This is a genomic window from Stenotrophomonas sp. SMYL86, assembly GCF_036320025.1.
In the GTDB taxonomy this organism is placed as follows: domain Bacteria; phylum Pseudomonadota; class Gammaproteobacteria; order Xanthomonadales; family Xanthomonadaceae; genus Stenotrophomonas; species Stenotrophomonas maltophilia_A.
Genome location: NZ_JAWIRU010000004.1, coordinates 156,923 through 171,396, shown reverse-complemented (window position 1 = coordinate 171,396; position 14,474 = coordinate 156,923). Strand labels below are relative to the sequence as shown.

The following is a 14,474-nucleotide window of genomic DNA, read 5'->3' as shown; positions in this document are numbered from 1 at the left end:
CCCGCGGTGGTCCAGAGCCGCTGCGGGTACGCTTCCCTGCCGTTGCTGATGCGAACTGGCGGGGCTTTGAGTCAGTACTTGACCGGCATGTCAATCGGAGCATCCACTCGCGGCGGCGCGCTGTCCCCTTGCATTTCGTAGTGGGTATCACGCATCACCATCCGGATCCGGTTATCCAGGCAGCTGACTGTGCCAGAGTAGGCCTGTGTACGTGCTGAGAGACGCTCAATTGCCAGATCGACAGTTCTCGACGACAACGTGCTCGTGCGATCGAGCAGCGAAGCTGTGATCAATATTCCCTTGTGTTGACCCACGTGTCCGCAACGTGCACGGAGCTGGATCTGGCCCCGTTCTTCCTTGAGTAACAGAGACATGGACTCGGCAAGGACGCGATAAGCGGCAAGCTGTAAACCCATGCTCAGCTGGCAGGGATCACCCTGAAGTACGGGGCGGACCACTCGGTGGGTCTCTTCCCAGGCTTCGCTCAGCCCGCCTGCCTGAAGAGCAACATAGAGCCCAGCGTGCTCCAGCTCAGTCGGGTAGACCATGCTGGTCAGCTCGCGGAACTTGCGCGAGCGTGAGGAAAATGTTCGCAGAAGATCGATTGCCGGGCCTTCCTGGCCATGTGTCCTGAGCAGCTTCAGGGTTTCATCAAGGGCTGCTTCAATATCGTCGGCTACCCTGCGCAGGCCCAGTGCCCGCTCGCGCAGATCCATCTCACTGGCCAGGTGGGCCGAGCGAGAGAAAACCACTGTCTTCGGCTCCTGTAGCTGAACCGTTGTGGGCGCACGCTGATGATAGTGATGAGTGATGCGTGAGCCCAGAGCCAAGAGGGTGGTACCCGTGATCGCGATGATCTGTTGCGTGAAGAAGGTTGTCTGGTCGAACGAGCCCGGTAGTCCGGTACTGGGCATGGTTACGCTGAGAATTATGTTCATCAGCGGTACGCCCACAGCAGCACCTCGCCATCCATGAATGCATGTCAGCGCAATTACGGGCAAGGTCATCAACAGCTGCAATATGGCTCGTGCCGCATCATCACGCGCACCGGCCGTGGCGATGAGAATGCTGAGAGCACATAGAGCGCTGAGCGCCGTGATGGTAGGGCGCAGCCGCCAGGTAGACCAGTCGTAGCCGCCACGACGGCGGAGCCACAGCAATGCAAGTGGTGCCACTGTCAGGATGGCGATGTAGTCACCCAGCACAAATAGCGCTGCATTCGTGTAGAAGGGCATGCTTGGCGGGACCGGCCAAAGCACGTGGGACAGTCCCAGCTTGAGAGCGCTGGCGACCAGTGCTGCGGATGCTGCAACGGAAAGCAGCCAGCTTTCACTGGTCGATGCCATCGCCTTGCGGTGGAGGTGGACGATCAGCGCCACCGCAGGTATCAGACACGCCGATCCGAGGATGACCCAGCTTATCCCGTACTCTTCGATCATGGGATAACGCAGCGGCGCGAAATAGGCGTATTCACCAAGAATGAGATACGGCCAGAGCCTGGGCGGACACAACAGCAGTGCGGCCACGCGAATGCCAGCCGGCAGGAAGAACTGATCAACGGAGAAGTGACGGGCTCCCCAGCAGGCGAAGGCATACAGCGCAGCAAGAGCGAGGCCGACAGGTCGTATACGGAAGCTCAGTTCAAATCCACTTTTCAACCAACTCAAGCCCAAGCCTCCCTTGCTCGTACCGCGTTATCGCAGTCCTGGCGACACTGAATGTATCCTTCAGGCCCGACAGTATCTGTTGATGCCGATGGGCGCAATCTCGTAGGCGGCGGAGGCGTCAGGCGGTCTTTCGCCAGCCGTGAACACGCCGCCATTGGATGTCACCAAGCGGCTGTGAAGTCCGTCGCAGTTTTCTGATTTGGGTATCAGATCCGTGAGGGTGGGCCAATCGGGTCGAGCGGGTTGTCCCGACCGGCTTCACGAACCGGGTAGGCCCCGGTCTGGGGAGCGCTTACCGCTTCGATGAGGCAGATCCGGACGCGATTGCCTTGGCATTGAATCGTGCCGCGATATGCGAGCACGCGGCCGGCTAACTGGTCAGTGGCCATGATCATCGTCGCCTGCGAAAGGCGTCGGCGTGGATCGAGCATGGCTGCAACGAGCAAGATTCCTTGCTGTCGGCCAAGGCGGCCACAGCGCGCTCGCACGGTGAGTTGACCGGATTCGTTGCCAAGCAGGATGGACACTGCCTCGACGATCGAGCGATAGGCTGCCAGCTGCAAGCCAGGGCTGAGGGCGCAGGGATCGCCCATCAACCAGGGTTGATTGATCCGGTGGGTATTGCCCCAAGCCTCACGCACTCCACCCGCCTGCAAGGCCACGTACAAGCCTAGCCGTTCCAGGGCGGCGGGGTAGATCATGCTGGCCTGGGCCCGGAACAGGCGTGAATGCACCTCCGAGGTATGCCGCAGGCTGTCTGCGACAGCGTGATGGCCCTGTGCATGCAGCCAGTTCACCATTTCGTTCAGCGACAGGTCCATGCCATCGCCCAGCTGGCGCAGATGGGCCGCGCGCTCACGCAGGTCCATCTCGCTGGCCAAATGTGAATTCCGCGCAAGCTGCAGGGCCGCTCTGCCATCTTCCTCGCGCAACCGGTGCTGGTTCTGGAAGTGGGTGATGCGCGCGCCCAGCAACAGCAGGGCGATGCTGGCGATGGCCATGGCCTGCTGGGTAGCGAAGGTAGCCGGGTCGAATGCCGTCGGATGGTCGGCGGGGGTGCTGACGCCAAGAATCATGTTCACGGCGGCGACACCGATGGCCGCACCGCGCCATCCCAGCAGGCAGGTCAGGGCGATCGCGGGAATAGGCAGGATCAACAACAACTGCAGCGAGCCAGGCGCCGTGATCGAGGCAGGTACCGGCGTCGCCTGCAGGCCAACGACCAGCATGGCTGCGAGTGCTCCTGCCACAGCAGCAACGGACCGGGGCGTCCATTGCTCCTCGGCGCGACGGATCCAGAGCAGTGCGAGTGGCGCCAGGATGAGGATGCCGGTGAAGTCGCCCAGCGCATAGCGCAACACGTTGGTGATGAATGATGCGTTCTGCAACGGCTCCCAGAGCAGGTACGAGATTCCCAGGTTGAGCAGGCTGATGACCGTCGCGGCGCATACCGCAATGGAGATCACGCCGAGGATCGTGGTGCGCGCAAGCAGCTTCCGGTGCAGGCGCACGATCAGCATCACGGCGGGCATCAGGAACACCGAGGCCAGGATCACCCAGGTCAGGTTGTATTTGCTGATCAGGGGGATGCGCAGATGCGCGAAGTAGGCGTACTCACCAATCAGCAGGTAGGGCCAAAGACGGGGCGGGCACAACAGCAATGCGGCCACCCGCACGCCGGCAGGCAGGAAGAACTGGTCCAGTGACAGCTTGCGCGCACCCCAGCAGGCGAGGGCATAGAGCAGCGCCAGCGCCAGCCCTTCGGGGCTGACCCGTATCCTCACCAGCAGGCCGTCTTTCCACCACTGCATCCACGTGCTCCCCAGCTCCTGCGCCGATTATGTGGCTGGGAAGGGCCCCGCTACCACAACGCATCCCGCAGCTTGTACCACGACATCGCTGCCACCAGCAGCGGCATCCGCAGCAGCCGCCCACCAGGGAAGGGCGCGTGCCGCAGGCGCTGGAACACGTCCAGGCGCTCGCTCTGGCCGGCAATGGCAGCGGCGATCACCTCGCCGGCCAGCCCGGCGGCGGCCACGCCATGCCCCGAGAACCCTTGCGCGAAGTACAGATTGCCGTCCAGCCGGCCCCAATGCGGGGCGCGGTTGCGGGTGATGTCCACATAGCCGCCCCAGACCTGGTCCAGTGCCACGTCGGCCAGCTGTGGGAACACCTGGTGCATGCGCCGCTGCATCACCCCGCGCAGGCCCGGTGGGGGCAGGGCCGAGTAGCTGGCGCGGCCGCCGAACAGCAGGCGGTGGTCGTGGCTGAGGCGGAAGTAGTCCAGAGCCCATGCGGTGTCGGCCACGGCCATGTTGTTGCCGATCAGGGCCCGGGCGCGTTCAGCACCCAGCGGCTGGCTGGCGCCGATATAGGTGCCCACTGGCATGATCCGCCGTTCCAGCTCGGGCAGCAGGCCCTGCAGCCAGGCGTTGCCGGCCACCACCAGATGCGCAGAGCGCACGCTGCCCTGAGCGGTATGCAGGGAAGGCTGTGGTCCCCGCTGCACGCGGGTCACCGCGGAGTTCTCGTGGATCACCACGCCGGCCGCGCGCGCCGCATCGGCCAACCCGCGTGCATACGCCAGCGGTTGCAGGTGCGCGCTGAGCGGGTCGAACATCGCGGCGCGGTAGCGCGGGCTGTCCAGCTGCGCGCGCAGGGCATCACGGTCCCACCATTGCATCGGGTAGTCGTAGTGGCGCTGCAGGTGCTCGCAGTTGGCCAGTAGTTCACGCTCATGGCGTTCACGGATGGCGACGCTGGCATGGCCTTCCACCCAATGGCAGTCGATGCCGTGGCGATCGATGCGGGTGCGCATCGCCTGCACCGCGTCACGCGACCAGTCGAACAGGTGGCGCGCATCGTCGCGGCCGAGCTGGCGCTCCAGCTCGTCAACCTCGCAGCCATAGCCCACCAGCGCCTGGCCACCGTTGCGACCGGACGCGCCCCAACCGATCCGCTGCGCGTCCAGCACCACCACGCGCTGGCCACGCGTAGCCAGTTCCAGTGCTGCGGTCAGGCCGGTGTAGCCCGCGCCAAGCACTGCGACATCGGCCTGCACATTCCCCTGCAGCGAGGGAAGTGCGGGCGGCTCGGGCAAGCTGGCGGCGTACCAGCTGGGCGGGAAGGCGGCGCTCATCGCAGGCCTTGCGGGCGCAGTACGGACGGGCGGAGCGGGGGAGGGCGATCAGCGTTCACGCGCTTAGTTTCGCCGATGCGTGACGGCCATGGTGTGACGGCGACGACTTGCCGCGTTCGCCGGGCGACGGGTAACGTGTCGGCACGCCAAGGAGTTTTCCCATGCGCCGCCTGCCCTGGGTGGGCCTGCCCACCGACAGCACCGTGCTCGGCCATCACCGCTTCGCGGTGGCCGGCGAGAAGTACGTGCGCGCGCTGGCCGAGGCGGCCGAGGTGACCCCGGTTGTGTTGCCGAGCCTGCAGCCTCCTTTGCCGGCTGGCGAATGGCTGCAGGGGCTCGATGGCCTGCTGTTGACCGGCGCGGTCAGCAACATCGAACCGCAGCACTACGAGGGCGGCCGCAGCTGGCCAGGCAATCCGCACGACCCGGCCCGCGATGCCAATGCCTTCGGGCTGCTGCGCGAAGCGCTGGCGCTGGACCTGCCGGTACTGGCGATCTGCCGCGGCTTCCAGGAGCTGAACGTCGCGCTGGGTGGCAGCCTGCATCCGCAGGTGCACGCGGTGCCTGGCCTGGCCGACCACCGCGAAGACCCGCAGGCGCCGGTGGAGGTGCAGTACGGGCCGGCCCACACGGTCACCCTGGCCGCTGATGGCTGGTTGGCGCGGTGGAGCGGCAGTGACCGGACGCAGGTCAATTCGGTACACGGGCAGGGTATCGCCCGCCTGGCGCAGGGGCTCCAGGTCGAAGCCGTGGCCGATGATGGCCTGGTCGAGGCGGCACGCAGCCTGCACCATGATTTCGTGCTCGGCGTACAGTGGCACCCGGAGTGGCGTGTCATGGATTCGCCGTTCTATCACGCTATTTTCCGTGCGTTCGGCCAAGCTTGCCGGGAGCACCAACAGAACCGACTGGATTCCCGATGAGTTCCCGAACGCGCCCGCGCAAGACGGCTACGCCCCCCGCACCGCAGGAAAGCAGTCTGCTGCGTTGGCTGAAGGAGCGGCGCATCACCGAGGTCGAGTGCCTGGTGCCGGACATCACCGGCAACGCGCGCGGCAAGATCATTCCGGCTGACAAGTTCTCGCACGACTACGGCACGCGGCTGCCCGAGGGCATCTTCGCCACCACCGTCACCGGCGAGTTCCCTGACGATTACTACGACCTGACCTCGCCGTCGGACTCGGACATGATGCTGCGCCCCGATCCGGACACCGTACGCATGGTGCCGTGGGCGGCCGATGCCACCGCGCAGGTCATCCACGATTGCTACACCAAGAGCGGTGAGCCGCACGAGCTGGCACCGCGCAACGTGCTGCGCCGCGTGCTGGCGGCCTACGCCGAGCTGGGCCTGCGCCCGGTGGTGGCGCCGGAGCTGGAGTTCTTCCTGGTGCAGAAGAACACCGACCCGGACTTCCCGCTGCTGCCACCGGCCGGCCGCTCCGGGCGTCCGGAAACCGCGCGGCAGTCGTACTCGATCGATGCGGTCAACGAATTCGACCCGATTCTCGACCTGATGTACGACTACGCCGATGCGATGAAGCTGGACGTGGACACGCTGATCCACGAATCCGGCGCCGCGCAGCTGGAGGTCAACTTCACCCATGCCGATGCGATGGACCTGGCCGACCAGGTATTCCTGTTCAAGCGCACCATGCGCGAAGCGGCGATGCGCCACGGGGTGTATGCCACGTTCCTGGCCAAGCCGATGGAAAACGAGCCGGGCAGCGCCATGCACATCCACCAGAGCCTGGTGCGGGTGAGCGATGGCAGCAATGTGTTCGCCGGTGAGACCCATGCCGAGGGCGAGTTCAGCCCGGTGTTCGGCCACTACCTGGGCGGCCTGCAGAAGTACGTGCCGCAGGCGATGGCCTTCTTTGCGCCGAACGTGAATTCCTATCGCCGGCTGGTGTTCGGCGAGGTCTCGCCGAGCAACGTGCACTGGGGCTATGACAACCGCACCTGCGGGCTGCGTGTGCCGCTGGACACGCCGGAGAACATGCGCGTGGAAAGCCGTTTCGCCGGGTCTGACGCCAATCCCTATCTGGCGATGGCGGCGACCCTGGCCTGCGGCCTGCTGGGCATCCGCGAGCGGCTGGCACCGGATGCGCCGGTGACCGGCAGCGCCAAGGAACTGGGCTACAACCTGCCGCGCTCGCTGGGCGAAGCGCTGGACGGGCTGGAGCAGTGCAGCGAGCTGCAGGCGCTGCTGGGCGAGCGCTTCTGCCGCGCCTACATCTCGGTCAAGCGCAAGGAATATGAGACCTTCTTCCGCGTCATCAGCTCGTGGGAGCGCGAGTTCCTGCTGCTGAACGTCTGAGCATCTGGAATAGAAAAATCCGCCGCCGGGGGGTAGGCTGGCACCCGTCGCCGGCCCCGCCGGCCCCCCTTTCCGCATTCTGGAGCACCCGATGAAGCTGCGTATCCTCACGCTCGGCCTGGCCTCCGCCATGCTCGCCGCCTGCAGCGGTGGCAACGGCGGCGCGCAGGACAGCCAGGTCCTGAACGTCTACAACTACAGCGATTACATCGCCGAGGACACCATCCCGACCTTCGAGAAGGAGAGCGGCATCAAGGTGACCTACGATGTGTTCGACAGTGATGAGATGGTCGAGACCAAGCTGCTGGCCGGCAACAGCGGCTACGACGTGGTGGTGCCGACCTTGAACTTCTTCGGGCGCCAGATCCAGGCCGGCGTGTTCCTGCCGCTGGACAAGAGCAAGATCCCGAACCTGGCCAACCTCGATCCGGCGGTGATGAAGCGCATCGCCACCCAGGACCCGGGCAACCAGTACGGCGTGCCGTACATGATCGGCACCACCGGCATCGGCTACAACGTGGAGATGCTGAAGCAGCGCTTCGGCGGCAGCACCGACATCGCCAACAGCTGGGACCTGGTGTTCAAGCCGGAGAACATCAGCAAGATGAAGGACTGCGGCGTGACCATCCTGGACACGCCGGCGGACATGATTCCGATCGCGCTGCATTACCTGGGCCTGGACCCGCACAGCGGTGACCCGGCCGAGCTGCAGAAGGCGGCCGACCTGCTGAAGTCGATCCGCCCGTACGTGCAGAACTTCCACTCCTCGCAGTACGTGGGTTCGCTGGCCAATGGCGGCACCTGCCTGGTGGTGGGCTGGTCGGGTGACATCATCCAGGCCCGCGACCGCGCCGAGGAAGCCAGCAATGGCGTGCACGTGGCCTACTCGATCCCGAAGGAAGGCGCCCCGCAGTGGTTCGACATGCTGGCGATCCCGAAGGATGCCAAGCATCCGGAAGCCGCGTACGCGTTCATCAACTACCTGCTGCAGCCGAAGGTTGCCGCGGCCAACACCAACTTCATCCACTACGCCAATCCGGTGCCGACCGCGACCCCGCTGGTGGATGAGGCGATCCGTACCGACCCGACCATCTACCCGCCGGCCGACGTGGCCGACAAGATGTTCACCTATTCGATCAACACGCCGGAAACCGACAAGCTCTACACCCGGCTGTGGACCGAGGTGAAGACCGGCCGTTAAGCCGGTCTGGCGCCGCCGGGCCATGCCCGGCGGATTGCTTCATCCTTGGCCGGGCGCGGTACCGCCGCCCTGGTCAAGGTGCCGCAGGATCGCCGGCAACAGGTCACGTGCATCGCGACCGCCGTTGCACAGGAACGACGAACTCATCCGCTGCAGGTTGTGCATGCCGATGAAGAACAGCCCCGGATGCGGTGAAACGCCGAACTCGCCGAGCGGATAGCCATGTGCGTCCAGCACGCCCTGCACGTCGAGCCAGGGCCATTCGGCGACGAAGCCGGTGGCCAGCACCACCGAGCGGATGCCTGCGGCCTGCAGATCCAGTTCACGCGGGGCGGCGTCCGGCTCCCAGTGCAGATAGACCTCTTCGGGAATGTAGCGGGCATCGTCGGTGCGCGGTTCGGGCCGCGTGGCGTAGTACGCGCTGGCCAGCGAATCGAGATAGGCATATTCGGTCCGTGTCGCCTCGATCGCGGTGCGCAGCTGCGGGCGCACATCGGCGAAGCGGGCGATGTTTCCTTCGAAGCCCTGCAACCGACCCAGCAGCCTGATGCCTGCGCGGTGCATCGCCAGCAGGCTGATCGAGCTGCCCAGGCCGGCACGTCCCTTGCCGGAAATCAGCGGGAACTCGGCGGTGCGGGCCTTGCGCAGCGCATCCGCTTCTCCGGCCAGGACGGCGGCCGCTTCACTCACGTGCTGGTGGATGCGCCCGGCCATGTCCCACCAGGTCATCGAGTCCTTGCCGCGCAGCCGGCGGGTATGCGAATGCCGCTGGGCCAGTGACCAGTGCACGCTGCGACCGCTGTCGCGCAGGTCCTGGGCGATCTGCGCGCCGGACTGGCCACCGCCGATGACCAGCACGCCGCCGTCGGGCAGCTGGCGGGGGCTGCGGTAGTCGCCGGAGTGCAGCACCGTCAGACCCGGTCCGGGCGCGAAGGGGACCCGGGGCATCCGCGCGCGCCGGTATTCGCCGGTAGCGACCACAATCGCCCCAGCCCGGATCAATCCGTCGCTGGTTTCGATGGCATAGCCGCCCGATTCGGGCGTGACCCGCTGAACCGCACAACCTTCGCTGATCGGCAACGAACGTTCGTCGGCATAGTCGCGCAGCCGCCGGATCACCTCGGGGGCCCCCATGAAACCTTCCGGGTCGTCGCCCGCATAGGCATGGTCGTGCAGGGCCATCGTCGCGTTGGCGGTGTTGGTCTGGAACGAATCCCAGCGCCGCTGCCAGCTGGCGCCCACGGTTTCGGCCTCCAGCACGCGATGCTCGACGCCGGCTTCCTGCAGGAGCGCGCTGAGGGACAGCCCGGCCTGGCCGGCGCCGATGATGACCAGCGGCAGCGTTGCAGGCAGGGAGCCCGGCAGGCGGGGCGGGAAAGGGGAGGGGCGGTCCGGGGAAGTCACCAGGGTGGGTCCATGCAAGGGCTTGATCCGGGCCATTGCGCGGGGAATGCCCCGGGCCTTCAACAGATCCGGTTCTGAAAAACGTTGCAGATCGAGGCGTCGCCTGTGGTGTCTGGCCGGGACGACCGCAGGGGCGTCCAGGGGAGCCCGGGCCTTTGCGCGGACAGGCCACCATGGCGGGGGAAAACCGACACTCCCAGGGCCCCCGGGGCTGGCCAGCGGCCGCTTCCGCCTGCCGCCGTCATATCCCCTGGGCCCCCCGGCCGTTAGAATGGCGGCCGCTGTCCACCGCCCGCTCCCGGAGCCCCCATGCCCGTTGAAGCCCAGCCGGTAGCCACCGTCGTCGACACGACCGGTGTGCCCGGCTATCTCTCCATTCGTGACCTGCGCAAGGAATTCGACGGTTTCGTCGCCGTCGACGACGTCAACCTGGACGTGCGCAAGGGCGAAATCTTTGCCCTGCTCGGTGGCTCCGGCAGTGGCAAATCGACCCTGCTGCGCTGCCTGGGCGGCTTCGAGACGCCCACCAAGGGCAGCATCACCCTCGACGGCCAGCGCCTGGACGCGCTGCCGCCGTATCAGCGGCCGGTCAACATGATGTTCCAGTCCTATGCCCTGTTCCCGCACATGACGGTCGAGCAGAACATTGCCTTCGGCCTGAAGCAGGATGGCCTGGGCAAGGATGCGATCAGCAAGCGCGTCGGCGAGATGCTGGACCTGGTGCAGATGGGGCACCTGGGCAAGCGCAAGCCGCATCAGCTGTCCGGCGGCCAGCAGCAGCGCGTGGCGCTGGCGCGGTCGCTGGCCAAAGGGCCGAAGCTGCTGTTGCTGGACGAGCCGATGGGCGCGCTGGACAAGAAACTGCGCTCGCAGATGCAGCTGGAACTGGTCAGCATCATCGAATCGTCGGGTGTGACCTGCGTGATGGTCACCCACGATCAGGAAGAAGCGATGACCATGGCCACCCGCATCGCGGTGATGGATGCCGGCTGGATCCAGCAGGTCGGCAAGCCGGATGAGGTCTACGAGCAGCCGGCCAACCGCTTCGTCGCCGAGTTCATCGGTTCGGTCAACCTGTTCGACGGGGTGATCGACGAGGACCTTCCCGAGTACGTGACCGTGCGCTCGCCGCTGTTCCCTGCGCCGATCTACATCGCCCATGGCATCACCGGCTATGAAGGGCAGCCGGTCGCGTTCGCGCTGCGCCCGGAAAAGGTGATGATCGGCAAGGACGAGCCGGAAGGGCACACCAACAAGGCGCAGGGCGTGATCGAGGACATTGCCTACTTCGGCAGCCACTCGGTGTACCACGTGCGCCTGCCCAGCGGTGCCAAGGTACTGGCCAACTTCGCCAACTCGCAGCGCTGGGCCAGTGATGGCCTCACCTGGGGCGACGAGGTGTGGGTGCACTGGCGCGACAACGACGGCGTGGTGCTGACCTCATGAGCGTCGCCGGCCTGAAGCGCTGGTTGCCGGGGCTGCGTGCCACGGTGATCGGCATTCCGTATCTGTGGCTGCTGCTGTTCTTCGCAGTGCCGTTCCTGATCGTGCTGATGATCAGCTTCTCGCTCAGCCGGGTCGGCTCGCCGCCGTACACCTGGCTGCTGCAGTACGCCGATGGCGGCTTCTCGCTGAAGCTGAACCTGGAAAACTACCTGGCGCTGTTCCGCGATTCGATCTATGCGCAGGCGTTCCTGAGCTCGATCAAGATCGCGGCGATCTCGACCTTCCTGACCCTGCTGATCGGCTACCCGATGGCCTACGCCATCGCCCGCCTGTCGCCGGCCGCGCGTAACGTGGCGATGATGCTGGTGGTGCTGCCGTCGTGGACCTCGTTCCTGATCCGCGTGTATGCATGGAAGGCGATCCTGGACCGCAACGGCCTGCTCGACCAGTTCCTGCAGTTCACCGGCCTGCAGACGCTGATGACGTCGATGGGCCTGCCGAAACTGCAGCTGATCGACACCCCGACCGCCGCCTATATCGGCATCGTCTACTGCTATCTGCCGTTCATGGTGCTGCCGCTGTACGCCAATCTGGTCAAGCATGACCACCGCCTGCTGGAAGCCGCCTACGACCTTGGTGCCAAGCCGTGGCAGGCGTTCCTGCGCATCACCCTGCCGTTGTCCAAGGCGGGCATCATCGCCGGCTGCATGCTGGTGATGATTCCGGCGATTGGTGAATTCGTGATCCCGGAAATGCTGGGTGGCTCGGAGACGCTGATGGTGGGCCGCCAGCTGTGGAACGAGTTCTTCAACAACCGCAACTGGCCGGGCGCCTCGGCGATGGCGGTGGCGATGATCCTGTTGCTGCTGGTGCCGATCCTGCTGTTCAACCGTTCCCAGCAGCGCCTGCTGGAAGGGAAGCAGGCATGAGCCCGCGTAGCGCAAAGGGCCTCGGGCTGGGCGTGCTGCTGCTCGGCTTCGCCTTCCTGTACCTGCCGATCCTGTTGTTGATGTTCTATTCGTTCAACAGCTCGCGGTTGGCGATGGTCTGGGCCGGGTTCTCCACCCGCGCCTACAGCGACCTGTTCGCCGACCGCGCGCTGATGGATGCGATGTGGACCAGCCTGGTGGTGGCGTTCTGGACCGCCTGTACCGCCACCGTGCTGGGCACGCTGGCGGCGATGGTGATGACGCGCTTCAAGCGCTTCCGTGGCAAGCCGCTGTTCGGCGCACTGGTGACCGCGCCGCTGGTGATGCCGGATGTGATCCTCGGCTTCTCGCTGATGGCGCTGCTGGCCTCGATGGGTGCGATTCCCGGCTTCCCGGCGCGTGGCCTGACCACCATCTGGATCGCCCACGTCACCTTCACCCTGTGCTTCGTCACCGTGGTGGTGTCCTCGCGCCTGCAGGAAATGGACCTGTCGCTGGAGGAAGCGGCGATGGACCTGGGCGCGAGCCGGCTGACCGTGTTCGGGCGCATCACCCTGCCGATCATCGCGCCGGCGCTGGTGGCCGGTTGGCTGCTGGCGTTCACCCTGTCGCTGGATGACGTGGTGGTGGCCAGCTTCGTCGCCACGCCGGGCTCGACCACGCTGCCGATGAAGGTGTTCGCCTCGGTGCGCATGGGCATCAGCCCGAAGATCAATGCACTGGCCACGCTGCTGGTGTCGGCGGTATCGATCGCCGCCGTGATCGGCTGGTACATCAACGCGCGTGCCGAGAAACGGCGCCAGCGCGACCTGCAGCTGGCACGCCAGGACAACGGCTGAGCACACGGTTTGTCGACAGCGTCGGCAACATCTGGCTCACGGCCGGCGGCGCACAATGGGGGTCTACCAGATGGAGACCCCGCATGACCGTCGAGATTGTCGACCCGGCCACCGGCCAGGTGACCTACTGCCATGAACTGATGGGTGCTGCCGACATCGAGCAACGCCTGCAGGCCGCAGCCGATGCCTTCCCCGGCTGGGCTGATCACTCGTTGCAGGATCGCGGTGCCATCCTGCGCCGGATCGCCGCGCAACTACGCGCGCGCCGTGACGATCTGCAGCAGGCGATGACCCATGAGATGGGCAAGCTCAAGGCCGAAGCGCTGGCCGAGGTCGACAAGTGCGCGGCGGCCTGCGAGTTCTACTCCGACCACGCAGCTGATTATCTCAAGCCGCAGCTGATCGACACCGAAGCCCAGCGCAGCTATGTGCGCTACGAGCCGATCGGCTGCGTGTTCGCGGTGATGCCGTGGAATTTCCCGATCTGGCAGGTGTTCCGCTTCCTCGCCCCGGCGTTCATGGCAGGCAACGTGGCCCTGCTCAAACACGCCAGCAACGTGCCGCAGTGCGCCGACCTGATCCTGGCGATATGCCGTGACGGTGGCCTGCCTGACGGCGTGTTCGATGTACTGCACATCGACAACGACCAGGCGGCCGAGGTGCTGCGCGACGCACGGGTGAAGGCGGTGACGCTGACCGGCAGCGAGCGGGCAGGGCGCTCGATCGCGTCCAACGCGGGCAGCCAGCTGAAGAAGTCGGTGATGGAGCTGGGTGGCAGCGATGCCTTCGTGGTGCTCGACGATGCCGACCTCGACAAGACCGTGGCGGCGGCGGTGAAGTCGCGCTTCGACAACAGCGGGCAGACCTGCATCGCGGCCAAGCGCTTCATCGTGGTCGACGCGGTGGCCGATGAGTTCACGCGCCGCTTCGTGGAAGCCGCGGCCGAGCGCCAGTACGGTGATCCGGACGAGCGCGGTACCACGCTGGCGCCGATGGCGCGCGCGGACCTGCGCGACGAACTGCACAAGCAGGTGAGGGCCAGCGTGGCCAAGGGCGCGCGGGTACTGCTGGGTGGTGAGCCGATTGCGGGTACACATGCCGGCTATCCGGCCACCGTGCTCGATCAGGTCGGCCCGGGCATGCCGGCCTACGACGAGGAGCTGTTCGGACCTGTCGCTGCGGTGATCCGGGTCAAGGATGAGGCCGAGGCACTGCGCGTGGCCAACGACACCCGCTTCGGCCTGGGCGGCAGCGTGTGGACGCGCGATCCGGTGCGCGGCGAACGTTTCGCGCAGCGCATGGAGTGTGGTGCAGCGTTCGTCAACGCCATCGTCAAGAGCGACGCGCGGTTGCCGTTCGGCGGCAGCAAGCAGTCCGGCTTCGGTCGGGAGCTGGCCGACCATGGCATCCATGAGTTCATGAACATCAAGACCGTCTACGTGGCTTGATGCCCAACGGTAGTGGCGGGGGGGGGGGGGCGGGGGGGGGGGGGGGGCCCCGGCGCGGCCCGAGCCGCCACGGGGGCGTCGGCG

General features: G+C 66.0%; 11 protein-coding genes. 7 read left to right on the top strand and 4 right to left on the bottom strand.

Annotation, left to right across the window (positions count from 1 at the left end; translation table 11 throughout):
- Positions 1-71: 71 nt before the first annotated feature.
- From V3B64_RS07075 to V3B64_RS07065, 3 genes are all read right to left on the bottom strand, one after another.
- On the bottom strand, positions 72-1,667 hold the full coding sequence (locus V3B64_RS07075) for an MASE1 domain-containing protein (protein ID WP_329913855.1): 1,596 nt from the start codon (positions 1,665-1,667) through the stop codon (positions 72-74).
- A 206-nt stretch (positions 1,668-1,873) separates the two neighbouring features.
- Positions 1,874-3,478 (bottom strand): MASE1 domain-containing protein, encoded by a 1,605-nt coding sequence (locus tag V3B64_RS07070; protein WP_329913854.1) that lies wholly within the window; start codon positions 3,476-3,478, stop codon positions 1,874-1,876.
- Positions 3,479-3,528: 50 nt separating this feature from the next.
- The gene (locus V3B64_RS07065; protein ID WP_329913853.1) at positions 3,529-4,806 is read right to left on the bottom strand and encodes an FAD-binding oxidoreductase; all 1,278 of its coding nucleotides are present in this window, start codon (positions 4,804-4,806) and stop codon (positions 3,529-3,531) included.
- 161 nt (positions 4,807-4,967) lie between these two features.
- Here V3B64_RS07065 and V3B64_RS07060 point away from each other — a divergent pair, with 161 nt between their 5' ends.
- The 3 genes from V3B64_RS07060 (at position 4,968) to V3B64_RS07050 (ending at position 8,324) form a co-directional block, all read left to right on the top strand.
- Positions 4,968-5,729, top strand: coding sequence for a gamma-glutamyl-gamma-aminobutyrate hydrolase family protein (locus tag V3B64_RS07060; RefSeq protein ID WP_329913852.1), 762 nt, complete (start codon positions 4,968-4,970; stop codon positions 5,727-5,729).
- Positions 5,726-7,123 (top strand): glutamine synthetase family protein, encoded by a 1,398-nt coding sequence (locus tag V3B64_RS07055; protein ID WP_049423285.1) that lies wholly within the window; start codon positions 5,726-5,728, stop codon positions 7,121-7,123. Before V3B64_RS07060 ends, V3B64_RS07055 begins: the two co-directional genes overlap by 4 nt.
- Positions 7,124-7,214: 91 nt before the next feature.
- Entirely contained in the window at positions 7,215-8,324 is a 1,110-nt protein-coding gene (locus tag V3B64_RS07050; RefSeq protein ID WP_032127877.1) for a polyamine ABC transporter substrate-binding protein, read from the top strand.
- 39 nt (positions 8,325-8,363) lie between these two features.
- On the opposite strand, the gene V3B64_RS07045 is transcribed toward V3B64_RS07050, so the two are convergent.
- Positions 8,364-9,764: an NAD(P)-binding domain-containing protein gene (locus V3B64_RS07045; protein ID WP_329913851.1), complete on the bottom strand. Its 1,401-nt coding sequence runs from the start codon at positions 9,762-9,764 to the stop codon at positions 8,364-8,366.
- 273 nt (positions 9,765-10,037) lie between these two features.
- Between V3B64_RS07045 and potA the strand changes: the two genes are divergently transcribed.
- From potA to V3B64_RS07025, 4 genes are all read left to right on the top strand, one after another.
- A complete protein-coding gene (potA, locus tag V3B64_RS07040) occupies positions 10,038-11,174 on the top strand; it encodes a polyamine ABC transporter ATP-binding protein (RefSeq protein ID WP_329893794.1) in 1,137 nt (378 codons plus the stop codon).
- Positions 11,171-12,103: an ABC transporter permease subunit gene (locus V3B64_RS07035; RefSeq protein ID WP_049399899.1), complete on the top strand. Its 933-nt coding sequence runs from the start codon at positions 11,171-11,173 to the stop codon at positions 12,101-12,103. The genes potA and V3B64_RS07035 overlap by 4 nt, the downstream gene beginning before the upstream one ends.
- Positions 12,100-12,942, top strand: coding sequence for an ABC transporter permease subunit (locus tag V3B64_RS07030; RefSeq protein ID WP_008267688.1), 843 nt, complete (start codon positions 12,100-12,102; stop codon positions 12,940-12,942). Before V3B64_RS07035 ends, V3B64_RS07030 begins: the two co-directional genes overlap by 4 nt.
- Positions 12,943-13,025: 83 nt before the next feature.
- Positions 13,026-14,390 (top strand): NAD-dependent succinate-semialdehyde dehydrogenase, encoded by a 1,365-nt coding sequence (locus tag V3B64_RS07025; RefSeq protein ID WP_329913850.1) that lies wholly within the window; start codon positions 13,026-13,028, stop codon positions 14,388-14,390.
- The last annotated feature ends 84 nt before the right edge of the window (positions 14,391-14,474 follow it).

Bases quoted from the DNA above. Each gene is read 5' to 3' on its own strand.
- V3B64_RS07060 (WP_329913852.1), top strand. From the start codon at position 4,968: ATGCGCCGCCTGCCCTGGGTGGGCCTGCCCACCGACAGCACCGTGCTC.
- V3B64_RS07045 (WP_329913851.1), bottom strand. From the start codon at position 9,764: ATGGCCCGGATCAAGCCCTTGCATGGACCCACCCTGGTGACTTCCCCG.
- V3B64_RS07055 (WP_049423285.1), top strand. From the start codon at position 5,726: ATGAGTTCCCGAACGCGCCCGCGCAAGACGGCTACGCCCCCCGCACCG.
- V3B64_RS07070 (WP_329913854.1), bottom strand. From the start codon at position 3,478: ATGCAGTGGTGGAAAGACGGCCTGCTGGTGAGGATACGGGTCAGCCCC.
- V3B64_RS07025 (WP_329913850.1), top strand. From the start codon at position 13,026: ATGACCGTCGAGATTGTCGACCCGGCCACCGGCCAGGTGACCTACTGC.
- V3B64_RS07035 (WP_049399899.1), top strand. From the start codon at position 11,171: ATGAGCGTCGCCGGCCTGAAGCGCTGGTTGCCGGGGCTGCGTGCCACG.
- V3B64_RS07030 (WP_008267688.1), top strand. From the start codon at position 12,100: ATGAGCCCGCGTAGCGCAAAGGGCCTCGGGCTGGGCGTGCTGCTGCTC.
- V3B64_RS07065 (WP_329913853.1), bottom strand. From the start codon at position 4,806: ATGAGCGCCGCCTTCCCGCCCAGCTGGTACGCCGCCAGCTTGCCCGAG.
- potA (WP_329893794.1), top strand. From the start codon at position 10,038: ATGCCCGTTGAAGCCCAGCCGGTAGCCACCGTCGTCGACACGACCGGT.
- V3B64_RS07050 (WP_032127877.1), top strand. From the start codon at position 7,215: ATGAAGCTGCGTATCCTCACGCTCGGCCTGGCCTCCGCCATGCTCGCC.